This is a genomic window from Micromonospora sp. NPDC048986, assembly GCF_040649335.1.
GTDB classification, from domain to species: Bacteria; Actinomycetota; Actinomycetes; order Mycobacteriales; family Micromonosporaceae; genus Micromonospora; species Micromonospora alfalfae.
The window spans coordinates 113,634-138,227 of record NZ_JBEZFJ010000011.1 but is presented as its reverse complement, the minus strand read 5'-3'; the positions used below and the strand labels follow the sequence as shown (position 1 = coordinate 138,227).

Genomic DNA, 24,594 nt, shown 5'->3' with positions numbered 1-24,594 from the left:
ATGTCGACACCCGCCGGGTGGGAGGCTGCGATGAGCACGTACCGGGACGAACAGGGCGGCACGTTCCCTCCGCCGGAGGCGGATGCCCTGGAACAACGGCAGGACGCGTTCGATGTCGGACCGCCGGACCGGGTGTCGGGTGATGTGGACCCGGAGGCGGCCGAGGCCGACCTGGCCGAGCAGGGCGCCTTCCCGGCGGGCACGCTCGAGGAGGTGACGTCGCTGCCGGCCGACGCCAACCCGGCGGACGCCCTCGAACAGCGTCAGGAGATCCCGGCCCGCGACGAAGGACGTCGCACCTGATCACACCCGCCCCAGGCCGGCTCGGGCCACCCCGCCGGCTTCGGACGCCAGGGCGGGGCGGCCCTCGGTACGCGCCCGGCCCACCCGGCCCCACCCGGCCCGGCCCGGCCCGGCCCGGCCGCCGACATGGTCTCTCACGGGTCATGCCGGTGAGTCATCAGCATGACTCACCGGCATGACGCCCATCCGGGTGTCCGTGACCAGGCAGCCGGACCGGGCTCAGCCGGCGATTCCGGCCAGCCGGCTCAGCCGGCGACGACCTGCCAGAGGAGGAACGCGTTGAGCGCGACCACCAGCACGGCCACCACTGACGCGGCGGCGGTGGTGAGCGGGTGGTTGACCAGGTTGCCCATCAGGTCGCGTCGGCGGGTGAAGGCGACCACCGGGATCAGCGCGAACGGGATGCCGAAGCTGAGGATGACCTGGGACAGCACGAGCGCCCGGGTCGGGTCGAGGCCGATGGCGAGCACGGCCAGCGCGGGCAGCAGGGTGACCAGCCGACGCAGCAGCAGCGGCACCCGCCGACGCAGGAAGCCCTGCATGATCACCTCTCCGGCGTAGGTGCCGACGCTCGTGGAGGCGAGCCCCGAGACCAGCAGCGCGACGGCGAACCCGAACGCGGCGGCGGTCCCGATGGTCTGGCCGAGCCCGGCGTGCACCCCCTCCAGGCTGTCCGCGCCGCCCGGGCCGCCGCCCCGGAAGCTGGCCGCGGCGATCAGCAGCATGGCGAGGTTGACCGCGCCGGCGGCGCTCAGGGCGAGCAGCACGTCGGTGCGCTGGCCGCGGAACAGGATCCGACGCTCGGCGTCGTCGGCGGCGGGAATGCGGTCGCGGGTGAGCGCGGAGTGCACGTAGATGACGTGCGGCATGACCGTCGCGCCGAGGATGCCGGCGGCCAACAGCACACTGTCCGTGCCTTGTAGACGAGGCACCAGACCGGCCATGGCCGAAGCGGGGTCGGAGCCGGAGGCGAGCAGGTTGGCGGCGAAGGCCAGCACGATCACCCCGAGCAGGACGGCGATGACGACCTCGAAGGCGCGGTACCCGCGCGAGCGCAGGGCGAGCACGGCGAACGCGGCAGTGCCGATGATGATTCCGCCGGGCAGTAGGGGGATGCCGAAGAGCAGGTACAGGGCGACCGCACCGCCGATCACCTCGGCCAGGTCGGTGGCCATGGCGACGAGCTCGGCCTGCACCCACATCACCCGGTTCACCGGCCGGGGTAGGCGTTCCCGACACAGCTCGGGCAGGCTGCGCCCGGTGGCCAGACCCAGCTTCGCGGTGAGCGTCTGCACCAGCATCGCCATCAGGTTGGCCACCACCACGACCCAGACCAGCAGATAGCCGTAGCGGGCGCCGGCGGCGGAGTTGGTGGCGAAGTTGCCGGGGTCGACGTACGCGACGGCGGCGACGAACGCCGGGCCGAGCAGGATCAACCGTCCACGTACGCGACCCCGGGCGCGAGCGGCCTGTAGCGGAGTCGCCCTCGACGTCGTCAGTTCGTTGGTGACCATCGAACACCTCCCGTCCACGCGGATCGCTGCCGCTCCCTTCCCCGCGGGCTGACCCTTGGGGGCCAACCGGTGGCCTGCCGGTGCCACCGGGTCGGCCCACCACGCCGGTCGGGACCCGATGCGCCGCCGGCCAGCACGCGGCGCGCCGGACGAGACGCGCCGTGCCCGACCAGAACCTGCCGCGCCGGGCTTGACAGCCGGTGGGTCACCGATGAAGCTGTCTATTAGTCCTACTGTCGTAGGACAACAGGAAGGATCATCGGGAGTGATCGAGTTCGTACTGGACAGCCGGTCGAAGGTGAACACCTACATGCAGCTCGTGCAGCAGGTGAAACAGGCGCTACGGGTTGGCCTGCTGACACCGGGCGACCAGTTGCCGAAGGTCCGGGACGTCGCGCAATCCCTGGCGATCAACCCGAACACGGTGCTGAAGGCGTACCGGGAGTTGGAGATCGAGGGTCTGGTCGGCGGCCGACCCGGGGTGGGCACGTTCGTCCAGCGCACCCTGGCCGGCGCGTCCCTGCCCAACCAGGCCGAGCTGCGCGACGACCTGGTCGCCTGGCTGCACCGGGCGCAAGCGGCCGGTCTCACCGCGGAGGACGTCATCGCCCTGGTCGAGACGACGCTGCGCGCCACCCTCGCCGACGACGCCCCGCAGAAGGAGCCCGCGTGAGCGAGCAGACCGAACGAACCATGAGGCACCGCGAGCGCTCGCGCGACCGCGAAGCGGTGGCGTGAACGGAACGAGAGGACAAGGGATGGACATGGTCTTGGAAGCAGACCGGCTCGGCAAGCGGTACGGCAGCACCTGGGCGTTGCGGGACTGCTCACTGCATCTGCCGGCCGGCCGGATCGCCGCGTTGGTCGGGCCGAACGGCGCGGGCAAGAGCACGCTGCTGCACCTGGCCGTCGGGCTGCTCAAGCCCGACGCCGGCACGGTCCGGGTGTTCGGCCGGTCCCCGTACGGCGACACGGAGGGCCTGGCCGACATCGGTTTCGTCGCCCAGGACACCCCCCTGTATCGGGACTTCACCGCGGCCGAGCTGGTCACCGCGGGCGGCAAGCTGAACAAGCGGTGGGACGCGGCGTTGGCCCGCCAACGGCTGGCGCAGCTCGGCATTCCACCGGACAAGCCGGTCGGCAAGCTCTCCGGCGGGCAACGGGCCCAGGTCGCGCTGGCCCTGGCACTGGCCAAGCAGCCCCGGCTGCTGCTGCTCGACGAACCGGTCGCCAGCCTCGACCCGCTGGCTCGACGGGAGTTCCTCCAGTCGCTGATGGGCAGCGTCGCGGAGTCGGGCACCACAGTCCTGCTCTCCTCGCACCTGCTGGCCGACCTGGAACGCGTCTGCGACTACCTGATCGTGCTGAACGCCTCTCAGGTGCAGCTCACCGGCGCGGTCGACGACCTGGTCACCGAGCACCGGCAGCTCGTCGGGCCACGGCACGACGGCGGCGCCATCGGGGGCGTCGCCGCAGTGCTCCGGGCCAGCCACACCGACAGGCAGTCCACACTGCTTGTCCGCACCGACGGGCCGATCACCGATCCGGCCTGGACGGTCCGCGAGGTCAGCCTGGAGGACGTCGTGCTGGCCTACCTGGCCGACGGCACCACGCAGACCAGTCACAGCGAGTGGGGGGTGGCAGCATGATCTGGCTGACCTGGCGGCAACACCGCAAGCAGGCGTTCTACACCCTGCTGGCGCTCGCGGCGCTGGCCGCCCTACTGGTGCCGATCGGCCTGGCGATGCGGCACACCTTCGCCGAACTCGGGCTGGTGGACTGCGCACGCCAGCTCTCCGACACCAATGTGGCGGCGGCGACCAGGGATGCCTGCGACGCGGGTTTCCGCCGCTTCGGCAACCAGTACAGCGGCCTGAACCTGGTGGCCGTACTGCTGATCACCCTGCCGGTGCTGGTCGGCCTGTTCTGGGGTGCACCGCTGGTCGCCCGGGAGGTGGAGCACGGCACGCACCGGTTCGTCTGGACCCAGGGCGTCGGCCGGACCCGCTGGGCGCTGGTGAAGTTCGGGCTGGTGGGCGGGGCCGTCGTGGTCCTCGCGGCGATCTACGGGCTGGGCATGTCGTGGTGGGTCGACCCGCTGACCAAGGCCACGTACGAGGGCCGGCTCGGCATGATCGTCTTCGACCTGCAGGGCATCGTCCCGATCGGCTACACCCTGTTCGCCGTGGCGCTGGGCGTCTTCGCCGGCACGATGTGGAAGCGGATGCTGCCGGCCATGGGCATCACCCTCGCTGGGTTCATCGGCGTACGGGCGGCGGTCGAGATCCTGGCGCGGCCGCACTACCAGCCGGCCCGCACCCAGACCTTCCCGATCGAGGGGGAAGGGCCACCGGAGGTCAGCCGGGGGGACTGGATCCTCACCCAGGGTGTGCGCAACCCGGACGGAACGATGATCGCAGAGGACACCCGGATCCAGTGCCCGCCGGGCGGGAAGGGGCCGGACGGTCGGGTCTGCGGGTCCGAGTTGGGCCTCGAACCGGGCGCGTACAACTGGCAGCTCTATCAGCCGGCGGACCGGTTCTGGCTGTTCCAGGGCATCGAGACGGGCATCTTCGTCGCCCTCGCCGTGCTGCTGCTCTACCTGGCGGTGCGCCGGGTCCGCCGGATCGCCTAGCTGGGCGACGGGTGGTCGTCGGGGAGCGGGGGCCTCGGCGATCACCCGTCAGCGCAGGCCCTCGACGGTCAGCGACAGCCAGGACGCCAGGTCGTGCAGCTCCTCGTGCACGGCCCGGGCCACCTCCGGGGTGAAGGGCACGTCCTCATGGACGGCGTGCACAGTGAGCGTGCCGCGCCGCCGCTCCGCCGTGGCGTCCACCTTTCCGACCAGCCGATCGCCGTGCAGGACCGGCAGGGCGAAGTAGCCCCACCGTCGGGCCGCCCTGGGCTTGTACATCTCCAGCACGTACTCGTACTCGAAGAGGTCGGCGAGGCGGACCCGGTCGTGCACCAGCCTGTCGAACGGTGACAACAGCGCCGTACGCCCGGTGAAGGGTTGACCCAACGCGGCCGGGTCCACCCGCCACTCCCCCGCGACGCCCTCGACGATCGCCGGCTCGCCGGCGTCACCGACCTCGGCCGGCTCGCCGGGCACGATCACCGCCCTCGCCCGCGCGATGCCCAGCGCCCGCAGCCGTCGCTCGTCGCGAAGCCGGCGCGCCTGCTCCAGCTCGATGACGGGCACGTCGGCCGGGTAGACCCGCTCGGCCACGTCCCAGAGCCGCTGTCGGCCCTGGCGGCCCGCGATCGCGACCTCGCCGCGCAGGACCAGGAACTCCAGCATCTGGGTGACGTTGCGATTGTTCGTCCAGCCCGACGACGGCCAGGGCACGGCGCTCGTGTCCGGGATGTCGCGGGAGAGCAACGGACCGGAACGGCCGAGCAGGTCGAGGACGTCCCGTCGGAACGAGTCGTTGGCGCGCAGCCACTCGCGGTGGCGCTCATGACCCGGTGACACCGCCATCGCCGCGAGGAAGAGCCCCAGGTCGTCCATCGGTCGCACCATCGCCTGGTGCTCGAAGAGCGTCCGGTCCCGTTCGAGGGCCTCGCGCATCTGCGCTGGCTGGTACGACGAGCCGAGCCGGCTCCAGCAGACGAGGTCGGCGCTGGGCGCGACGGCGGCGGTGGGGTCGATCTGCACAAGGGTCAACTGGCGGACCACCGCCAGCAGGTCGGTCGGACGCGGAGCGGCCAGCAGTTGGGCCCGGATGGCGATCCGCCGCGCCTGGGCCCGATCGAGTCGGTGCGCATCCACGCCGCTGATCCTCATGACGACCACCGACACCGATCGGGCCCAGAAAGTCGAACCCCGCGTCCGCGCGGCTCAGCCGGCCAACCGTCGATACCTGGCGACCGAGAGTGGCAGGAAGACCGCGACCAGGACGAGCGGCCAGAGCACCGCCAGCAACTGGTGGTGCTGCGCCGCCCAGGAGTCGCCGCCCCAACCGGGGTTGCCGAACAGCTCACGGGTCGCGCCGACGGTCGCCGACAACGGATTCCACGCGGCCACCGCACCGAGCCAGGCGGGCATGGTGGACGGTGCGACGAACGCGTTGGAGAGGAAGCCGAGCGGAAACTCCAGGGTCTGCACGGCCACCACTGCCGTCTGCCCACGGGTGACCAACCCGAGGAAGATGCCGACCCAGATCAGGGCGAAGCGCAGCAGCAGGATCAAGCCCACCGCCGCCAGCGTGACGCCGACCCCGCCGTGTGCCCGCCACCCGATGGCGAGACCGGTCAGCACCAGGACCCCGAGGGTGACCAGCGCGAACAGCATGTCGGCCACCGCCCGGGCCGCCAGCGGCGCGAGCGGCGAGACGGGCATCGATCGAAGCCGGTCGGTCACCCCGCGCTCCAGGTCCTCGGCGACGGCGACAGTGGTGAGGCTGATGCCGAAGACCATGGTCATCACGAACATGCCGGGCATCAGGAACTCTCGGTAGCTCCCACCGCCGGGCACCTGCAACGCCCCACCGAACAGGTAGGCGAACATCAGCACTATCAGGATGTTGAAGCCGAGCGAGGCGATCAGCGGGCCGGGATCGCGTCGCCACCGGGCCAGGCCGCGCCAGATCAGGGTGCCGCTGTCGGCCAGGAGGGTGGGCCGGCCGGGCGTCAGGTCCACCGGCGGAGCCGGCATGCTCACCGCGCTCATGCCGCCACCTCGGCGGTCGCCGCCCGGTCCCCGGTGAGGTGCAGGAACACGTCGTCCAGGGTTGGCCGGCGCAGCGCGACGTCCGCCACCGCGACGTTCACGGCGTCGAGTGCCCGCAACACGTCGACGAGCGCACCGGCCTGGTGACCGACCCGGACGCTCACCATCCGCCGGTCCACGTCGACTGTCGGTTCGTCGTCGGCCGCCCGGCGGATCTGCGAGACGGCGGCGGCAAGGTCGCTCGGTGCCGCGACGACAACCTCGATGCGATCGCCGCCGAGGCGGGTCTTGAGGTCGTCCGGAGTTCCCTCGGCGATCACCCGGCCGGCCTCGACCACCGAGATCCGGTCGGCGAGTTGGTCCGCCTCGTCCAGTTGCTGGGTGGTGAGCAGCACCGTGGTGCCGGTGCGTACCAACTCCCGGACGGACTCCCACACCTCGTTGCGGCCACGCGGGTCCAGCCCGGTGGTGGGCTCGTCGAGGAAGAGGACCGCGGGGGCCAGGATCATGCCGGCCGCCAGGTCGAGCCGTCGGCGCATGCCGCCGGAGTACGTGCTGACCGGCTGTTCGGCGGCGTCGGCGAGACCGAAGCGTTCCAGCAGCTCGACCGCCCGTTGACGGGCCCGGCGGCGACCCAGGTGGAACAGCCGGCCGAAGAGCACCAGATTCTGCCGGCCGCTCAGCGCGTCGTCGAGGGCGGGATGCTGCCCCACCAGCCCGATGCGGTAACGCACCTGGTCGGGCTGGCGGGTCACGTCGAAGCCGGCCACCTCGGCGCGACCCTCGTCGAGTCGGAGCAGGGTGGAGAGGATCCGTACCGAGGTGGTCTTGCCGGCCCCGTTCGGGCCGAGCAGGCCGCACACCGTTGCCTGCGGCACCCGCAGGTCGAACCCGTCCAGCGCGTACCGGTCCCGATATCGCTTGCGCAGCCCCTGCGCCACTATCGCGTCGGCTCTTGTCGTCACAGCGCTCCCCTCCCGAATCCGCCTGCCACCGTACGACGTACGATAGCGCGTACGGACAGCCGCATGAAGGGCCGGCGGCGCCGCGCCGGCACCGGGCGGGAAGTCGGGCGACTAGGCGGGCTCGGCGGTCCCGACCTGGCCCACGACGCCGACGTTCAACGGGTCGGCCAGGAGTTTGTCGAACGCCAACTCGGCGGCGCCGATCAGGACGGCGTCGCGGCCGAGCGCCGCCGCGCGCAACCGCAGGTGCTCGCGGGAGGCGGGCAGTGGCATGGTGTCGAGCCGGTCCCGGACCACGTCCGCACCGGCGGTGAAGATGTCGCGCAGCGAGCCACCGAACACCACGGCGTCCGGGTTGACCACGTTGACCAGGTTCGCCACGCCGAAGCCGAGCCAGTCCGCCACCTGCTCGACGGCCGCGCGGGCGGTCGGATCGCCGGCCGCCGCGGCGCGCAGCACCTCGGCCACCGCCGCGCGGTCGCTCGGGTCACGGCCAGCGTGCCGCAACAGCGCGGCTTCCGAGATCTCGGTTTCCCAGCAGCCGCGTGAACCGCAGCCGCACGGCAGGCCATTGGGGTTGACGACCATGTGGCCGACCTTGCCGCTGTGACCCCGGTGGCCGATCACCAGTCGGCCACCGACGATGATGCCGGCGCTGATGCCCAGGTCTCCATGCAGGTAGATGAGGTCGTCGATGCCGACCGCGACGCCCCGGACGTGCTCGGCCAGGCCGGCGATGTCGGCCAGGTCCCCCGCCACGAAGCCGGGGCCGGAGCTGAACTCCGCCTCCAGCGCGGCGGCGAACGTCTCGTCGATGCTGGCGATCCGGAGCCTGCCGTCCGGGTCGCGGGTGGTGTCGGTGACCGCGGCGGCGCCGCCGACCAGCAGCGCGTCGCCGGCCACCGCGCGTTCCATGTCGCGGACCAGGCCGGCGAGGGGCCCGACGGCTTCGATCGCCGACATGCCGCTGGGTCGGGGGATCTCCCGCAGATCGAGGATCTGCCCGCCGAGGCCGACCCGGGCGGCACGCAGCCGGTCCGCGTCGATGCTCAACGCGTGTGCGTAGACCCGGTCGGAGCGCGGGCTGACCACCAGCGAGGGACGGCCGGCGCGGCGAGCGGTGGTCGGCGCCTCCTCGGTGACCAGGCCGCTGGTGACCAGGTCGGCTGCGAGGGCGCCGATGGTGCTTCGGTTGAGGCCGAGCCGGCTGGTCAGCTCGGCGCGGGACGTCGGTCCGTGCAGGTGGACGTAGCGCAGCACAGCGCCGAGATTCTGCCGCCGGATCTCCTCCTGGCTGGCGCCGGGAACCGACGGCAGCGGGGATTCGGCGTTGCGGCCGACGCCGGCTGGCCTGGCCCGTACTGGTGTCGCCACGGTCAGACCTCCTTCCGGGTCGAGGCCGGTTGGTGCGGGGGTGCAGGGACGACGATGGGTCCCGGTAGAGGAGACCCGGGACCCATCGGCGTTACTACCTACCGTGCGGTGATTACTTGGTGAGCGGCGCGAGCTTCGGGTCGGTGGCGTACGCCTCCGCCGCGTTCGCCTTGGTGACGGCGACCGGCGGGAGCAGGTACGTGTCGACGACCTTGCTGCCGTTGTTGTAGGACTTGGTGTCGTTCACCTGCGGCTTGTCGCCGGCCTGGAGGGCCTTGACCATGTTGATGGTCTCCTTCACCAGGTTGCGGGTGTCCTTGTTGATCGTCATGTACTGCTCGCCCTTGACGATCGACTTGACCGACTCGACCTCGGAGTCCTGACCGGTGACGACCGGGACCGCCTTGCCGGCACCCTTGACCGAGGTGATGATCGCGCGGGCCAGGGTGTCGTTCGGGGAGAGGACGCCGTCCAGCTCCTTGTTGCCGTAGGTCGAGGTCAGCAGCTGGTCCATGCGGGCCTGCGCACCCTCGGCCTTCCAGCCCTGGATGGCGGTCTGCTTGACGTCCTTCTGACCCGAGGCGACGACGACGTTGCCCTTGTCGATCTCCGGCTTGAGCACGTCCATCGCGCCGTTGAAGAAGACACCGGCGTTGTTGTCGTCCGGCGAGCCGGAGAACAGCTCGATGTTGTACGGGCCGTTCGGCTTCTTGGCCTTCATGCCGTCCAGCAGGGCCTGGCCCTGGAGCTGGCCGACCTTGAAGTTGTCGAACGCCACGTAGTAGTCGAGGTCCGGCGTGTTGGTGATGAGCCGGTCATACGCGATCACCTTGGCGCCGGCGGCGTGCGCCGCCGCGACCTGGGTCGCCAGCTGCGCGGCGTCGGTCGCGCCGATGACGATGACCTTGGCGCCCTTGGTGGTCATGGCGGTGATCTGGGCCTGCTGGTCGGCCACAGTGGTCGACGCGCCGGCGTACTGCACGTCAGCCTGGAAACCGGCCTCCTTGAGACCGTTGCTGAACAGGTCACCGGCGAGGACCCAGTTCTCCGAGGTCTTGGCCGGAAGGGCCACGCCGATCAGGGAGTTGGCCGCGAAGCCCTTGGCGGCGTCGCCGCTGGAGCTGCTGTCGCCGTCGCGGCCGGAACCACAGCCGGCGAGGGCCAGCATGGCGGCGGCGCTGACCGCGACCACCGACGTGCCGAAGAATTTACGCATGGTGAGGACTTGCCTTTCTGGAGGTGTAACGGGGTGGTGAGGTCGGTGACCGTCAGCCGGACACCGCTGCCTTGGCGGGCTCGCGCTCCGCGTCCGGCGGTGAGGCGGGTGGAGTGGAGTCGTCGCGGCGGAACGGCCGCATCAGGCTCCCGATGATGGAGAACCGCCCCTGGCGCTTGTTGTAGACGTCGATCGCGACGGCCAGCAGCAGGACCAGGCCCTTGATGATCTGGACCTTGTCGGTGCCCACGCCCTGAAGCTGGAGGCCGTTGTTGAGCACGGCCATGACGAGACCACCGACGATGGAGCCGCTGATGGTGCCGATGCCGCCGGCGACGGCCGCGCCGCCGATGAAGACCGCGGCGATGGCGTCCAGCTCCCAGCCGTTGCCGTCCTGCGGGCCGGAGGCCTGCGAACGGGCCACGAAGATCATGCCGGCCAGCGCGGCCAGGACGGACATGTTCATCATGACGAAGAAGTTGACCCGCTTGAGCTTCACGCCGGACAGCTCGGCCGCCCGGGAGTTGCCGCCCACCGCGTAGATGTGCCGGCCACCGGCCGTATTGCGGGTGTAGAAGGAGTACGCGATGACCAGCGCCACCAGGATGATGCCGGAGATCGGGAAGCTGGTGCCGACGCGACCGCTGGCGAAGCGCAGCGCCGCGAAGGCGATGACCCCGACCATGACGGCCATCCGCAGGATCGAGATCCACATGGGCGCCGGGTCGGCGTCCATGGCCCGACGGGTGTTACGGGCCTGGATCTCGCGCCACACCACCGCGACCGCGGCGGCCAGACCGAGCAGCAGGGTGGCGTTGTTGTAGCCGGTGTTCGGGCCGAACTCGGGCAGGAAGCCCGAGCCGATCTCCCGGAAGCCCTCCGGCACCGGGACGCTCTGCGCGTTGCCGATGAACTGGTTGCCACCGCGGAAGAGCAGCATGCCGGCCAGGGTGACGATGAACGCCGGCACCCCGATGTACGCCACCCAGAAGCCCTGCCAGGCGCCGATCACCGCGCCGATGGCGAGGCCGAACACGATGGCGGCGGGCCAGGGCAGATCCCACTCGGTCATCGACTTGGCGACCAGGATGCCGGTGAACGCCGCGACCGAGCCGACCGAGAGGTCGATGTGCCCGGCGACGATCACCATGAGCATGCCGATGGCCAGGATCAGGATGTACGAGTTCTGCTGGAACAGCGCGATCAGGTTGTCCGACCGCAGCGTCAGCCCATTGGTCCAGATCTGGAAGATCAAGACGATCGCCACCAGGGTGAAGATCATCCCGAACTGGCGGGCGTTGGAGGTCGTGCCTCCAAACAGGTTCTTCTGAAGGTCTCTGATACGGCTCATCGGGTGGCCAACTTCTTCGTCGAGGTCATCTGCTTCATGAGGGTTTCCGGGTTCGCGTCCGCCCGGGCGATCTCGCCCGTGATGGCGCCTTCGAAGACGGTGTAGATGCGGTCGCAGAGCCCGATCAGCTCAGGCAGCTCCGAGGAAATGACGACGACGCCCTTCCCCTGGTCGGCGAGCCGCTGGATGATGCCGTAGATCTCGTACTTGGCGCCCACGTCGATGCCGCGGGTCGGCTCGTCGAGGATCAGCAGGTCCGGGTCGCTGAACATCCACTTGGCCAGGACGACCTTCTGCTGGTTACCGCCGGAGAGCTTGGAAACGCCCTCGTCGACGGTCGGAGCCTTGGTCCGCAACTCCTTGCGGTACGCCTCGGCCGCCTGGTACTCCTCGACCTCGTTCAGCACGCCGTGATGCGAGATCTTGGACAGCTTGGCGGCCACCGTCGACGTCTTGATGTCGTCGAGCAGGTTGAGGCCGAGCGCCTTGCGGTCCTCGCTGACGTACGCGAGCCCGTGGTCGATGGCGTCCGCCACCGACTTCAGCACGATCTCCTTGCCGTCCTTGATGATCGTGCCCGACTCGTACACCCCGTAGGAGCGGCCGAAGACACTCATCGCCAGTTCGGTCCGGCCCGCGCCCATGAGACCGGCGAAGCCGACGATCTCGCCGCGGCGCACCACGAAGCTCTCGTTCTTGCAGACCTGTCGATCGGCGGAGATCGGGTGGCGGACGTTCCAGTCGCGGACCTCGAAGAAGACCTCGCCGATCTTCGGGGTGTGGTCCGGGAACCGGCTGCTCAGCTCGCGGCCGACCATGCCCCGCACGATTCGGTCCTCGTCGACCCCGTCCGCCTTGACGTCGAGGGTCTCCACGGTCCGGCCGTCACGCAGGATGGTGATCTGGTCGGCGATCGCCTCGATCTCGTTCAGCTTGTGCGAGATCATGATCGAGGTGATGCCACGGGAGCGGAACCCGCGCAGCAGGTCCAGCAGGTGCTTGGAGTCCGCCTCGTTGAGCGCCGCGGTGGGCTCGTCGAGGATGAGCAGCTTCACGTCCTTGGCGAACGCCTTGGCGATCTCGACGAGCTGCTGCTTGCCGACCCCGATGTCCTTGATCAGGGTGTCCGGGTCCTCTTCCAGACCGACCCGGGCCATCAGGTCCAGCGCCATCCGGTTCGCGGCCTTCCAGTCGATCGCGCCCCGCTTGCGCGGTTCGTTGCCGAGGAAGATGTTCTCGGCGATCGACATCCCTGGAATGAGCGCGAGCTCCTGGTGGATGATCACGATGCCGGCGCTCTCACTGGCCCGGATGTCGGAGAACTTGCTCTCCGACCCCTGGTAGATGATCTTGCCGTCGTAGGTGCCGTGGGGGTACACCCCGCTGAGCACCTTCATCAGGGTGGACTTGCCCGCGCCGTTCTCGCCGCAGATGGCATGGATCTCGCCGGCGCGAACCACCAGGTTGACGTCGGAGAGGGCCTTGACTCCGGGAAACTCCTTGGTGATGGAGCGCATCTCAAGGAGGATGGGCACGTCGCTCATAGCTCGTACCACCTCGCCAACGTCATCGGTTGCCTCCGGAAGGTTGAACCTTCACTTGGTTTTGTTGTTGACGGCAACGTATTGCGGCCGGAGGGCCATCCGCAAGGCGAGGGACTGTTGAAAAGGTAACAATCCGGCAATATAGATGTGGCACAGTGTTCGCCTGCCACAGCGGCCACCGCAGCCCCTCCCGGCACCCCGGGTTCGAGCACAGCACCGGTGCCGACCTGCGACAACGCGCCGATTGACCCGTGCCGCTACCCGCAGCTTTCCCACCAGGCAAGACGCGCCGGGGAGGATCGGGCCGGTGACGCAGCGCACCCGCCTCGCCATCGAGCGATGATGATCGGCACCAGGCCCAACGTCGTACGAACGGCGCGCCCAGGGGTCTCGGACAACTGATGTGACCCACGCCTCTGCCGGCCGGACACATCGACGGTCGCCGTCACCGAGCGGCGCGCACCCGACGGCAGGTCCATGCCTTGGCGTCCGTTAAGCGCGGTTCGGGACGGGCCGACGCAGCCGCCCAGGTCGTTCAGCTCGGGTGCAGCACCGCCTTGATCACGCCGTGTTCCCGGCGGTCGAAGTGGCGATACAACTCCGGGGCGTCGGCGAGGGTGCCGTGGTGGGTGACGATCATGCTGGGCCGGGCCCGGCCCGCGACGACGAGGTCCCGCAGCAGGACCGTGTAGCGGCGGTCGTGGGTACGACCGAACCGAACGGCCACCCCCTTGCTGAACAGCGCTCCCCACGGCGCGACCACATCCTCGTGACCGTCCGCGCCAGGCCCGGGGTGTGGGTCCCGGTCCGGGTACACACCGGCGACCGCGATCGCGCCAGCGGCGTTGACCAGCCGGGCCGCGTCGATGATGACCTGGTTCGGACGCTCCCGGTCGGGGTGCTCCCGGTCGCGGGCCTGGAACCCGACCGCGTCGATGACCTTGTCGACCCCGCCCAGCTTCTCCTGGCCGAGCGGCAGCCCGGTCCGGGCCCGGTCGGCGCGGATCTGCTCGACCGGGTCGCCCCGACGGAAGTCGATCGGCACGGCGCCGATCTCGCCGGCCTTGTCGAGTCGGGCGTCGACCCCGTCGACGCAGTACACGACCCGGGCTCCTCGGAGCAGCGCCGCGTGGGCGCCGAGCAGACCGATGGTGCCGGCGCCGAACACCGCCACCGTGTCACCGGGCCCGACCTCGGCGAGGGTGGCGGCGTGCCACCCGGTGACGAACGCGTCGGCGAGCAGCACGAAGTCGTCCTCGTACCCGTCCCCCGGCTCGCCGGGCAGGGGTACACAGTTGGCGTCGGCCCACGGCACCCGCAGCAGGTCGGCCTGCGCACCCCGGTACGGACCCATCCCCGCGTACCCGTACGCCGCGCCCGGCCCCTCGGCCCGGGCCCGCAGGCAGGCCGCGGAGAGCCCGCGGGCACACATCACACACGTACCGCAGAACAGGTGCGTGGGGATCACCACCCGGGTGCCCGCTCGGACGGTCTGCACAGCGGCGCCCACCTCCTGCACCACGCCGAGCGGCTCGTGACCCAGCACCAGGCCGGGCTCGGCGCTGGTCCGTCCGTCGTACATGTGCAGGTCGGTGCCACACAGGGCGGTGGAGGTGATCCGCACGAGCGCGTCGGTCTCCGCCTCCAGTGTCGCGTCGGGCACCTCCCGGACCGCGACCGTCCGGACGTCCGCGTAGACGACGGCTCTCATCCCGGCTCTCCTGTTCGGCTGTGGAACGGCCGGTCTTCCCCCGACTGGGCCGGTCATGCCTGCCCGACCCAGCAGCATGTGCCGGTGCTATGTTAGGAGCCCTAAGTTCTTTCCTAGTGAAACAAAGGTTTGATATGCCACGGCAGGGGCTGACCAGCTCGCGCGTCTCGGCCGCCGCAGCCGAGCTCGCGGATTCGGTAGGCCTGTCCCGGTTGACCGTCGCGGCCGTCGCCCGGCACTTCGGGGTCTCGGACGCCGCCCTGTACGTGCACGTCCGCAGTCGCGACGCGTTGATCGAGCACGTCGCGGTCCGGGCCGCGGCCACGTTCGCCGACGCGCTGGCGATAGCGGTGGCGGGGCGGGCCGGCCGCCAGGCCCTGATCGGGTTCGCCGACGCCTGGCGCGCGTTCGCCGTCGCCCATCCGGGGCAGTACGCGGCCACCCAGCTTCAGCTGCCGCCCGAGGTCGGCACAGGGTCGGGCGGGCACCTACGGATGATCGAGCTGAGCTACGCGATGTTGCGCGGATACGGGCTCGACGAGCCGGCCCTGACCGACGCGATGCGATTCGTCCGAAGCACCTTCCACGGCTTCGCGAGCCTTGAGACGGTCGACGGTTTCGGGCATCCCCGCGCTGTCGACGCGTCGTGGCAGTCGATCCTCGACGCGGTGCACACCACGTTGAGCAACTGGCCAACCCAGCAACAGGAGCAGCAGTGAACAGCCACGATCAGACGGTCGAGTCGGCCGACGGGACCCACCTGGTGGTACGACGACTGGGCGTCGGAGACCCCGTCGTCCTGGTGCACGGCTCGGGTGGCGGGCTGCACTCCTGGGCCAGCGTCGCGGAGCACCTGGCCCAGGAGCACGAGGTGTGGCTGCCGGCCCGGCGCGGATACGGTCCCAGCGACGTCCCGGCCGGCACCAAGTCCTTCCGGGCCGAGACCGCCGATCTGCTCGCCGTCATCGAGGCCGCCCGGCAGTCCCCCGGCCAACCGGTCCATCTCGTCGGCGCGTCCTACGGAGCGACACTGGCGTTGCACACCGCCCTGGCTGATCCGCGCGACGTACGCTCCCTGGCCATCTTCGAGCCGCCGCTCTACGCGGCCGGGGCGCAGGTCGCGCCGTTGCTCGACCGGTACCGTGCCGCCTTCGAGCGCGACGATGCCGCCGCGATGGCAGCGGCCCTGAACGACGTGACCCGGGTTCCGGCCGAGATCGTCGCCGCGATGGCCGCCGGCGCGGGCGATCGGGTGCCCGACCCGGTCGAGGCGCGCCGCTCGGCGATCGGCTGGCTGCACGATCTGGAGGCGCTCGCGCAGGACAGCACCGACATCAGCCGGTGGTCCTCGATCGCCGTGCCGACTCTCCTGCTGGCCGGCGCGGACACCTGGGAGCCGATGCCCACCACGATGAACGCCCTCGCTGAGGCGATCCCGGCGGCAAGCTACGTCGTCTGGCCGGGTCAGTCGCACTTCGTGACAATGACGGCACCCGCAATGGTCGCCGACGCGCTGCGGCAGTTCTTCGCCGAGGTCCCGCCGGTCTGACCCAACCCGCCCGAACGCCCGGCGGCGGCCGGTGACACACCGGCCGCCGCCGTGGAGCTGTCCCGCTGCCGGCGCGTTGGACCCGGCCGACGCCGCGACAGCGCGCCTACTCGGGCACCTGCCGCTGCCGGAACTGCTCGACCGGGAGGCCGCCGCGACCCCAGTTCTCGATCTCGACCTCGTCGATCACCACAAAGGTCGACGTCAACGGTTTGTTCAGGACGTCGCGCAGCAGTTCACTCACGCCCTTGATGAGGGCGGCCTTCTCCTCGGCGGTCGCCGCGGACGTCCCCGCGGTGCTGCCCTCGCGAGTGATCTGAATGGTCACGATCGGCATCGGCTACTCCCTTCTCGGTGTGGGGTGGAGTCAGTGACCGGCGTTCTGCCCGCCGTCGACGTGCAGGATCTCGCCGGTGACGAACGGAGCGGACTCGAGGTAGAGGACGGCGTCGACGACGTCGCTGGTCTCGCCCATCCGGCCGACCGGGTGCAGGCCCGCGAGCGTCTGGTGCGTCTCGACCGGGTGCATCGGGGTCTTGATGATGCCGGGCGCGACGGCGTTGACCCGTACGCCGCGCGCCGCGTACTCGATGGCCAGGGACTTGGTGGCCGAGCTGAGGCCGCCCTTGGTCAGCGACGCGAGCACCGACGGAACGTGCGAACTGGGCTGGTCGACGAAGCTGGTAGTGATGCTGACGATGTGCCCCGAACCGCCGGCCAGCAGGTGCGGCAGCACGCGTCGGGTGAGGTGGAAGAAGCCGGCGAGGTTGACCCCGGTGACCGTGTCGAACTCCTCGTCGGTGTAGTCGGTGAACGGCTTGGCGACGAAGATGCCGGCGTTGTTCACCAGACTGTCGATCCGCCCGAAGCGGTCCACTGCGGCACGCACCACCCGCTCGGCGGTGTCCGCCTCGGCGATGTCGCCCCGGACCGTGACGATCTCCGGGTCGTCGGACGCGCCGATCGAGCGCGAGGTCGCCACGACGCCGTACCCGAGCTTGCGGTAGGCGGCCACGAGGTCGGCGCCGATACCCTGGGAGGCACCGGTGATCACAACGACCTTCTGGTTCTGACTGCTGTTCATGAGGGAATCACTTTCACTAGACGACTGGTCTACTAAAAGCTAGCCGACCGGTCGTGTATCGTCGAGGCATGGGTCGAACCAGTGACGCGAAGAACAAGATCCTCGACGCGGCCGCCACGCTGATCGAGCAGCGCGGCTACACGGCGCTCGGCGTGGCCGAGATCTGCGCGGCGGCAGGCGTGCCGAAGGGCAGCTTCTACTACTTCTTCGAGTCCAAGCAGGCTCTCGCCCGCACCGTCATCGACGAGCACTGGGTCACCCAGCGACGCCAGTGGGAGCAGTTGCTCGGCAGCGAGCGCGACCCGCTACAGCGGCTCCGGGACCTGTTCGAGGCCACCGAGGAGGTCCAGCGCGTCGGCCAGCAGAAGGCCGGCGTGGTCGCGGGCTGCCTGTTCGGCAACCTCGCCCTCGAACTCAGCAACCAGGCCGAGGAGATCCGCGGTCGGCTCCAGGAAATCTTCGAGGAGCAGATCAGCCTCATCGAGCAGGTCGTCGTCGAGGCGAAGGAGCGCGGCCTGGCGGGCCCGGCGGTCGACAGCCGGGAGGCCGCCCGATCGATCGTCGCGCAGATCGAGGGGCGGGTCCTGCTCGCGAAGTTGCTCAACGACCCGACCCAGCTGGAGACGCTGTGGCGCAACTGCCTCGATCTCCTCCAGGTGCCGGCGCGGGCGCGGACCACCACCGGCTGAACGGACGACGGTCGCTGACCGTCCACTCCGGGCACACCGCGCGGCCGCTCAGTAGCATCGACGAGGCACGATTTTCAGGCGGACCACTCCCCGACCGGATCGAGCACTCGACATGACGACCGAGCAGACCACGTCTCCCCCGCGTGCCGGGGTCGGCATCGCCGCTCAAGGGCTGGGCCAGAGCGTCCGGAGCGGTCGCCAGATCCTGACCGACATCTCAGTGAGCATCGCGCCGGGCGAACTGGTCGCGATCATCGGCGCCAGCGGCGCCGGCAAGACCACCCTGCTGGAGATCCTCTCCGGGGTACAGCGACCGGTGGCGGGCACCGTCACCTACGACGGCACCACCACGGCCGGCACCATCGGTGTCGTTCCGCAGGACGACATCATCCACAGCGAGCTGCCCCTGGCCCGCACCCTGCGGTACGCCGCCCGGCTGCGCCTGTCCTCCACCACCGGGCCGGCCGAGATCAGTGACCGGGTCGCGGAGGTGCTCGCCGAGCTACGGCTCACCGACCGGGCCGACACGCCGGTCGGCCTGCTCAGCGGCGGTGAACGCAAGCGCGCCAGCATCGCCGTCGAGCTGCTCACCCGGCCCGGCGTGTTCTTCCTGGACGAGCCCACCTCCGGATTGGACCCGGCGATCGCCGTGGAGCTGCTCCGGGCGCTCCGCGCGCTCGCCGACACGGGTGCCACAGTCGTGCTGACCACCCACCAGGTCACCGACGTGGACCATTGCGACAGGGTCATCGTGCTGACCCGTCAGGGCCGGCTGGCGTTCACCGGCGCGCCGGCCGCCGCCCGGGAGTTCTTCGGCCTGCGGTCCCTGGTCGAGGTGCACCTCCGGCTCGACGAAGCGACGCAACCCGCCGAGTGGCCCGATCGCTTCGCCGAGCAGCGCCCGGCCGAGCCGCCGCCCCGTAGCGCCGACTGTGACGTCGCCGGGACGCCGCCGCGGCGCGTCGGCCGGCTGCGCCAGTGGGCGGTCCTCAGCGCGCGCAACGCGGAGATCGTCGTCCGCAACCGGCTGACCCTGGCGATCCTGCTCGGCTCGCCACTGATGGTGCTCGGCATGTTCGCGCTGCTGTTCCGCCCGGGGGCGTTCGAGCCGACCAGGCCCAGCCCGACGGTGACCGTGATGATCCTGTTCTGGATAGCGTTCGGCGGCTTCTTCTTCGGGCTGACCTACGGGCTGCTCCAGATCTGCACCGAGCTGCCGATCCTGCGCCGCGAGCGGCTGGCCGGTGTCCGGCTGGTCCCGTACCTGCTGGCGAAGGTCGCGGTGCTGCTGCCGCTGCTGGCAGTGGTGGACCTGGCACTGCTCGGGGTGCTGCGCGGCATGGACCGGCTACCGCCGGTCGGCGGCGCCGACTTCGCCGCCCTGTACGCGACGCTGCTGCTCTCCTCGGCGGCGGCGCTCGCCCTCGGTCTGCTCTGCTCGGCGGCCGTGTCCGACGCGGCCCAGGCGACGCTCATGCTGCCGATGCTCTGCTTCCCACAGGTGCTGTTCGTCGGCGCGATCCTGCCGGTGCCGGCCATGGCGGTCGGCGGTCAGTGGCTCAGCTACGCGATGTCCAACCGGTGGGCGTTCGAGGGCTTGGGGCACACCGCCGCGGTGGAGCGGCTCTGGCGCGACGGCGGTTCCCCGCTCGGCCCGCCGCTGCTGGCCACGTACGGCGACAGCTTCTCCCGGCCGGTGTGGATCGACTGGCTGGTGCTCGGCGGTTTCGTGCTGCTGTTTCTTGGCGCGGCCTGGGCGGTCCTGCTCCGACGGGATCCCCGTCGTGCGTCCTGACCCGACGCCGCACGCCTCCCCCACGGGGCTGCCGGGGTACGCCGCCACCGGCCGGATCGACGAGCTGCGCGCCACCGAGTACCGACACCTGGACACCGACGGGCAGGTGTACCTCGACTACGCCGGAGCCGGGGTGGCTGCCCAGGCGCAGGTGCGCGCCCACCACGACCGGTTGCTCGCCGGCCTCTACAGCAACCCCCACTCGGAGAACCCCACGAGTGTGGCGGCGGGCTCGCTGGTGGAGTCGGCGCGACGCGCGGTGCTCGACTTCTTCCGCGCCGACCCGGCCGAGTACGCGGTCATTTTCACCCCGAACGCCAGCGGCGCCTGCCGGCTGGTCGGCGAGGCGTACGACTTCGGCCGGGCCGCGCCGCTGGTGCTCACCTGGGACAACCACAACTCGGTGAACGGCATTCGCGAGTACGCCCGGTCGGCTCGCGCGTCAGTGCGCTACCTGCCGCTGACCGGGCCGGAGCTGCGGGTCGCCGAGTCGGACCTGGTCGCGGCGCTCGACGCCGGCAGTGGCGGCCTGGCCCGTCGGTGGGGTCGGCCCGGTCGGCGCGGGCTGTTCGCCTACCCGGCGCAGAGCAACTTCTCCGGGGTACAGCACCCGCTGGGTTGGGTGGAGCTGGCCCACCAGCGCGGCTACGACGTGCTGCTCGACGCTGCCGCCTTCGCGCCGACGAACCGGCTGGACCTCAGCGTCGTCAGGCCGGATTTCGTCTGCCTGAGCTGGTACAAGCTCTTCGGCTACCCCACCGGGGTCGGCGCGCTGCTGGCCCGCCGTTCGGCGCTGGCCCGTTTGCGCCGGCCGTGGTTCGCCGGCGGCACGATCCGTGCGGTGAGCGTGCAGGGCGACTGGCACCGGCCGATGGACGACGAGTCGGCGTTCGAGGACGGCACGCTCAACTTTCTGAGCATCCCGGACGTGGAGTTCGGGTTGCGCTGGCTTGAGTCGATCGGCGTGGACCTCGTCCACACCCGGGTCGGCCTGCTCACCGGGTGGCTGCTGGAGCGGCTGGCCACAATGCGGCACGATACCGGCGGGCCGCTGGTCCAGGTGTACGGGCCGACGACGGGTGCCGGGCGCGGCGGCACTGTGACCTTCAACCTGCGCCATCCGGACGGCACGCTGGTCGACGAACGGCTCGTGGCGCGGGAGGCGGCAGCGGCCGGGATCTCCCTGCGTACCGGCTGTTTCTGCAACCCGGGTGCCGCTGAGGGCGCGTTCGGGATGAGCCGGACGTCGATGCGGCAGCGGCTGTTGGCGGGGGTCGACACGATCGACAGGTACCTCGCCGCGCTGGGCCTACCGACGGGTGGCGCGGTTCGCGTCTCGTTCGGACTGGCCTCGGTAGCGACCGACGCGGAGCGCCTCGTCGACTTCGTCCAGTCGACCTACCTCAACCGGAGCGCCGGTACGGAGTCACCACTGCCACCTCGGCTGCGCTGCTGACCTGCCCGACCCCGCCGACTAGCTGACCTGGGCCACCGGCGCCGGGCGGTGCTTGATCTCCTCCATGAACGGGAACCGGGTGGTCAGCTCGGCGAACGTCAGGCCGGCCCGCCAGGCCGCGGCCACCTGGGCGACCTGCACCAGATCCATGACGTCGCCGCGGGCGAGAACCTCTCCCGAGACGCGCAGGTCAATCATGAAGTATCGGGCCTGCGATCCCAGCCCGACGCAGACCACGCCCTCGTCGGAGTGCAGCTCGGCGCAGGTGAACCGGGCCCGCCCCTGCTCGGGCGCGGTCACCCGGCCGATGTCGAGCCCGTGGCGGGCAGCAGTTTCGATCAGCGCGGGGGCCAGGCCACCCCGCTCGACCAGATCCGGGTAGAGGCGCACACCCAGCGCCGTCGACGCCTCGCTCATGACTGACTCCCACTTCCTTGTGACAGAGACCAGCAGCGCGCAGGTTACGGGAAAGTTTCCGGCACGCCTCGTCATCCTGTCCCGCGTGGACGCCCCACGGCAATAGGACGGGTCGATTCGACCGCTATCGAGTTACCCTCGGCCGCGCCGAACTCCTTCGATGGTTCGGCGTCGTCCAACTCGGAGACATCGAGCGATGCCACCGGCGTCGACCGACCCCGGCGCTTCGCCGCTCACTGGACAGCATCGGGCGGTAACGGACGGTCGTGATATTGGAAACACTCTTGACAGAAAGACATCATATCGACATGCTTCGCTTTAGAGAGCGCTCTCTAACCTGGTAGACCACCTCCACCGACCCCAAGCTGAGGAGCCTCCCGTGTTCACAGCCCGGCCCAGCCTCCGCTTCCGTCCCCTCGCACTCCTGGCCGTCGCCCTCGTCGCGACCGCGACGGCGCTCGTCGTCCCGGCGTACCCCGACCGGGCCGAGGCCGCCATCGGCCCCATCAGCTGGCAGGACGAGTTCAACTCCCCCGCCGGCACACCCGTCGACCAGAACAAGTGGCGGTTCGACATCGGCGGCGGCGGCTGGGGCAACAACGAACGGCAGTACTACACCAACAGCACCAGCAACGCCGTCCACGACGGTCAGGGCAACCTGGTCATCACCGCCCGCCGGGACAATCCCGCCAACTACCAGTGCCACTACGGGCGCTGCGAGTACACGTCGGCGCGGTTGCTGACGGCGGCCACCTTCACCCAGACCTACGGGCGGTTCGAGGCCCGCATCAAGATCCCGCGTGGTCAGGGCATCTGGCCGGCCTTCTGGATGCTCGGCACCGGCGGCGGGTGGCCCGACGCTGGCGAGATCGACGTCATGGAGAACATCGGCCGGGAGCCCAACACCGTCTACGGCACCGTGCACGGGCCTGGCTACTCCGGTGGCGGCGGCATCACGGGCAGCCGCACCCTCGGGGCGCCGCTCGCCGACACCTTCCACACCTACCGGGTGGACTGGGAGCCGAACGTCATCACCTGGTACGTCGACGGGGTGCAGTACCACCGGGTCGATCCCGCCCGGCTCGGCGGCAGCCGCTGGGTGTTCGACCACCCCTTCTTCATGATCCTCAACGTGGCGGTCGGTGGTAACTGGCCCGGCTACCCGGACGGCTCGACCCAGTTCCCGCAGCAGATGCTCGTCGACTACGTCCGGGTGTCCAGCTACACCTCGGGCGGCGGGGGCGACCCGACTCCCGGCACCAACCGGATCCGGGGTGCGCAGAGCGGTCGCTGCATCGATATCCCCGGCGCCAACCCGGTCGAGGGCGCCAAGCTCCAGATCTGGGACTGCAACACCACGGCGGCCCAGAGCTGGACCTTCGCCTCCGACGGGACCATCCGCGCGATGGGCAAGTGCATGGACCCGGCCTGGGCCGGCACCGCAAACGGCACCGAGGTCAACCTGGTCAGTTGCAACGGCAACACGGCCCAACGCTTCACCCTCAACGCCGCCGGCGACCTGGTCAACCTCAACGCCAACAAGTGCGTGGACGTCCGGGAGGCCAACCCCAACAACGGCGGCAAGCTGCACCTGTGGGACTGCCTCGGCGCCGCCAACCAGAAGTGGTCTCGCATCTGACCATCGGGCACGGAAGCGTGGGCCGGCCGAGGAAAGACTCGGGCGGCCCACAGCCGTTGGGCCATCCGCCCACCTCGTCGAACCGGATTGACTCGATGGGCAGGGAGGCCAGGTTCATGCCCACTATGTTCGGATTAGTCCATAATCCGGCAGTTCCGGGAGTGAGCCAATGTCGCACCACCTCGATACGCCCCTGGCCGCCCAGGGCGGCCAGTTGTACATCGACGACCTGTACGTCTTCAACGGTGACCGCGCCACGGTGTTCGTCATGGACGTCAACAGCTCGGTGACCAAGGCCGACATCAAGCGCGGCTTCCACGCCGAGGCGCGTTACGAGATCAAGATTCACGTCAACGGCACCGAGATGGAGGACCTGACCTACCGGTTCGCCTTCGGCGAGCCGGACGGCGACGCCCGGCAGGCCCTCCAGTTGTACGAGCTCACCGGGGCGGACGCCCGCGACGACGCCGCGATGGGCACCCCCATCGCCGAGGGGCGAACCGGCGAGGTGACGACCGGCGGCAACGTCCGGATCTGGGCCGGCCGGATCACCGACCCCTTCTTCATCGACCTCGACGAACTCGCCACCATCAACGGCGCGGTCAAGAACGCTTCGGCGGTGGACCGCTCGGCGTGGCGGGTCGACCAGGCCAGGAACAGCTTCGCCGGCACCACAGTCGAGTCGATCGTCCTTGAGGTCTCGCACGACGAGCCACTGCTGCGTGACGGCACCGAGATCGGCGTGTGGTGTCGCACCATGCTGGCCACCGACGCCGGCGGATGGCGCCAGATCAACCGCGCCGGCCACCCCATGATGTGGCCGATCTTCTGGCCCCACGACACCGACTTCTCCAACCCCGCCAACTTCCGGCACCCCAGCAACGACCTCACCGAGGGCGGGGAGGAGATCGCGAACGCGGTCGCCGGGGTGGTCAAGGCCAACGGCACCGCACCGGATCCGCAGGCGTACGGCTGGAGCGTCGCCCGGCAGCTCTACCCGGACCTGCTGTCGTACAAGGTCGGCACGGCAGCGAACTTCGGCTTCGCGGTCCGCAACGGGCGCACCCTGGCCGACAACGTGGCCGAGGTGATGTTCTCCCTGATTCTCAACACCGGCACCACGGCCGGCCTCACCTCGGAGGTCACCAAGGCCGCCCGCTCCGCCACGTTCCCGTACGTGGTCGCGGCCTGAATCTGCTCGCGGGGCTCGGCGGCCGACACGGCGCCGGGCCCTTGCCGTGCGCGCCCTGCACGAGGCCGAGCGCGCCTGACGGGCCATCCATGATCGTGCTCGACGCAGGAAAGAGGCCTCTTC

The 24,594-nt window shown here is 70.3% G+C and carries 24 protein-coding genes; 11 read left to right on the top strand and 13 right to left on the bottom strand.

What is annotated here, in order from left to right:
• Positions 1–30: 30 nt before the first annotated feature.
• A complete protein-coding gene (locus tag AB0B94_RS22610) occupies positions 31–303 on the top strand; it encodes a hypothetical protein (RefSeq protein WP_091401262.1) in 273 nt (90 codons plus the stop codon).
• Here AB0B94_RS22610 and AB0B94_RS22605 read toward each other — a convergent pair whose 3' ends face one another.
• Together AB0B94_RS22605 and AB0B94_RS22600 are read right to left on the bottom strand one after the other, a co-directional pair.
• Positions 304–441, bottom strand: coding sequence for a hypothetical protein (locus tag AB0B94_RS22605; protein ID WP_357283305.1), 138 nt, complete (start codon positions 439–441; stop codon positions 304–306). It abuts the gene before it with no gap.
• 107 nt (positions 442–548) lie between these two features.
• Positions 549–1,817: an Nramp family divalent metal transporter gene (locus tag AB0B94_RS22600; RefSeq protein ID WP_357283303.1), complete on the bottom strand. Its 1,269-nt coding sequence runs from the start codon at positions 1,815–1,817 to the stop codon at positions 549–551.
• A gap of 265 nt (positions 1,818–2,082) precedes the next feature.
• On the opposite strand from AB0B94_RS22600, the gene AB0B94_RS22595 reads away from it, so the two are divergent.
• The 3 genes from AB0B94_RS22595 to AB0B94_RS22585 all read left to right on the top strand — a co-directional run bounded on the left by AB0B94_RS22595 (position 2,083) and on the right by AB0B94_RS22585 (position 4,452).
• Positions 2,083–2,490, top strand: coding sequence for a GntR family transcriptional regulator (locus tag AB0B94_RS22595; protein WP_030335957.1), 408 nt, complete (start codon positions 2,083–2,085; stop codon positions 2,488–2,490).
• 85 nt (positions 2,491–2,575) lie between these two features.
• Positions 2,576–3,466, top strand: a complete 891-nt coding sequence (locus AB0B94_RS22590) for an ABC transporter ATP-binding protein (RefSeq protein WP_357283299.1) — start codon at positions 2,576–2,578, stop codon at positions 3,464–3,466.
• Positions 3,463–4,452 (top strand): transporter, encoded by a 990-nt coding sequence (locus tag AB0B94_RS22585; RefSeq protein ID WP_357283296.1) that lies wholly within the window; start codon positions 3,463–3,465, stop codon positions 4,450–4,452. The genes AB0B94_RS22590 and AB0B94_RS22585 overlap by 4 nt, the downstream gene beginning before the upstream one ends.
• Before the next feature lie 48 nt (positions 4,453–4,500).
• On the opposite strand, the gene AB0B94_RS22580 is transcribed toward AB0B94_RS22585, so the two are convergent.
• From AB0B94_RS22580 to AB0B94_RS22545, 8 genes are all read right to left on the bottom strand, one after another.
• The gene (locus AB0B94_RS22580) at positions 4,501–5,589 is read right to left on the bottom strand and encodes a crosslink repair DNA glycosylase YcaQ family protein (RefSeq protein WP_357283293.1); all 1,089 of its coding nucleotides are present in this window, start codon (positions 5,587–5,589) and stop codon (positions 4,501–4,503) included.
• A 69-nt stretch (positions 5,590–5,658) separates the two neighbouring features.
• Positions 5,659–6,489 carry an ABC transporter permease gene (locus tag AB0B94_RS22575; protein ID WP_357283291.1) on the bottom strand — a complete coding sequence of 277 codons (831 nt, stop codon included), beginning with the start codon at positions 6,487–6,489 and terminating at the stop codon, positions 5,659–5,661.
• The gene (locus tag AB0B94_RS22570) at positions 6,486–7,454 is read right to left on the bottom strand and encodes an ATP-binding cassette domain-containing protein (protein WP_357283288.1); all 969 of its coding nucleotides are present in this window, start codon (positions 7,452–7,454) and stop codon (positions 6,486–6,488) included. Before AB0B94_RS22570 ends, AB0B94_RS22575 begins: the two co-directional genes overlap by 4 nt.
• 111 nt (positions 7,455–7,565) lie before the next feature.
• A complete protein-coding gene (locus AB0B94_RS22565) occupies positions 7,566–8,828 on the bottom strand; it encodes an ROK family transcriptional regulator (RefSeq protein WP_357283285.1) in 1,263 nt (420 codons plus the stop codon).
• Between the two features lie 112 nt (positions 8,829–8,940).
• Positions 8,941–10,044, bottom strand: a complete 1,104-nt coding sequence (locus tag AB0B94_RS22560; protein WP_357283283.1) for a sugar-binding protein — start codon at positions 10,042–10,044, stop codon at positions 8,941–8,943.
• 52 nt (positions 10,045–10,096) lie between these two features.
• Positions 10,097–11,395, bottom strand: a complete 1,299-nt coding sequence (mmsB, locus tag AB0B94_RS22555) for a multiple monosaccharide ABC transporter permease (RefSeq protein ID WP_357283280.1) — start codon at positions 11,393–11,395, stop codon at positions 10,097–10,099.
• Positions 11,392–12,939, bottom strand: coding sequence for a multiple monosaccharide ABC transporter ATP-binding protein (gene mmsA, locus AB0B94_RS22550; protein WP_357283277.1), 1,548 nt, complete (start codon positions 12,937–12,939; stop codon positions 11,392–11,394). Before mmsA ends, mmsB begins: the two co-directional genes overlap by 4 nt.
• 535 nt (positions 12,940–13,474) lie before the next feature.
• A complete protein-coding gene (locus tag AB0B94_RS22545) occupies positions 13,475–14,650 on the bottom strand; it encodes an alcohol dehydrogenase catalytic domain-containing protein (RefSeq protein WP_357283275.1) in 1,176 nt (391 codons plus the stop codon).
• Between the two features lie 134 nt (positions 14,651–14,784).
• Between AB0B94_RS22545 and AB0B94_RS22540 the strand changes: the two genes are divergently transcribed.
• Both AB0B94_RS22540 and AB0B94_RS22535 read left to right on the top strand, forming a co-directional pair.
• Positions 14,785–15,369, top strand: coding sequence for a TetR/AcrR family transcriptional regulator (locus AB0B94_RS22540; RefSeq protein ID WP_357283273.1), 585 nt, complete (start codon positions 14,785–14,787; stop codon positions 15,367–15,369).
• A complete protein-coding gene (locus tag AB0B94_RS22535; RefSeq protein ID WP_357283270.1) occupies positions 15,366–16,199 on the top strand; it encodes an alpha/beta hydrolase in 834 nt (277 codons plus the stop codon). Before AB0B94_RS22540 ends, AB0B94_RS22535 begins: the two co-directional genes overlap by 4 nt.
• A 106-nt stretch (positions 16,200–16,305) precedes the next feature.
• Here AB0B94_RS22535 and AB0B94_RS22530 read toward each other — a convergent pair whose 3' ends face one another.
• Both AB0B94_RS22530 and AB0B94_RS22525 read right to left on the bottom strand, forming a co-directional pair.
• Positions 16,306–16,536 carry a 4-oxalocrotonate tautomerase family protein gene (locus AB0B94_RS22530; protein WP_357283267.1) on the bottom strand — a complete coding sequence of 77 codons (231 nt, stop codon included), beginning with the start codon at positions 16,534–16,536 and terminating at the stop codon, positions 16,306–16,308.
• A gap of 30 nt (positions 16,537–16,566) precedes the next feature.
• The gene (locus AB0B94_RS22525) at positions 16,567–17,283 is read right to left on the bottom strand and encodes an SDR family oxidoreductase (RefSeq protein ID WP_357283264.1); all 717 of its coding nucleotides are present in this window, start codon (positions 17,281–17,283) and stop codon (positions 16,567–16,569) included.
• 68 nt (positions 17,284–17,351) lie between these two features.
• Here AB0B94_RS22525 and AB0B94_RS22520 point away from each other — a divergent pair, with 68 nt between their 5' ends.
• The 3 genes from AB0B94_RS22520 (at position 17,352) to AB0B94_RS22510 (ending at position 21,223) form a co-directional block, all read left to right on the top strand.
• Positions 17,352–17,972 carry a TetR/AcrR family transcriptional regulator gene (locus AB0B94_RS22520; protein WP_238669265.1) on the top strand — a complete coding sequence of 207 codons (621 nt, stop codon included), beginning with the start codon at positions 17,352–17,354 and terminating at the stop codon, positions 17,970–17,972.
• Positions 17,973–18,084: 112 nt separating this feature from the next.
• Positions 18,085–19,767: an ATP-binding cassette domain-containing protein gene (locus AB0B94_RS22515; RefSeq protein ID WP_357283261.1), complete on the top strand. Its 1,683-nt coding sequence runs from the start codon at positions 18,085–18,087 to the stop codon at positions 19,765–19,767.
• Positions 19,757–21,223: an aminotransferase class V-fold PLP-dependent enzyme gene (locus AB0B94_RS22510; RefSeq protein ID WP_357283258.1), complete on the top strand. Its 1,467-nt coding sequence runs from the start codon at positions 19,757–19,759 to the stop codon at positions 21,221–21,223. Before AB0B94_RS22515 ends, AB0B94_RS22510 begins: the two co-directional genes overlap by 11 nt.
• An 18-nt stretch (positions 21,224–21,241) precedes the next feature.
• On the opposite strand, the gene AB0B94_RS22505 is transcribed toward AB0B94_RS22510, so the two are convergent.
• Positions 21,242–21,640, bottom strand: coding sequence for a hypothetical protein (locus tag AB0B94_RS22505; protein ID WP_357283255.1), 399 nt, complete (start codon positions 21,638–21,640; stop codon positions 21,242–21,244).
• A 379-nt stretch (positions 21,641–22,019) separates the two neighbouring features.
• Between AB0B94_RS22505 and AB0B94_RS22500 the strand changes: the two genes are divergently transcribed.
• Positions 22,020–23,279, top strand: coding sequence for a family 16 glycosylhydrolase (locus AB0B94_RS22500; protein WP_357283253.1), 1,260 nt, complete (start codon positions 22,020–22,022; stop codon positions 23,277–23,279).
• A 169-nt stretch (positions 23,280–23,448) separates the two neighbouring features.
• The gene (locus AB0B94_RS22495) at positions 23,449–24,471 is read left to right on the top strand and encodes a DUF4331 family protein (protein ID WP_357283250.1); all 1,023 of its coding nucleotides are present in this window, start codon (positions 23,449–23,451) and stop codon (positions 24,469–24,471) included.
• The last annotated feature ends 123 nt before the right edge of the window (positions 24,472–24,594 follow it).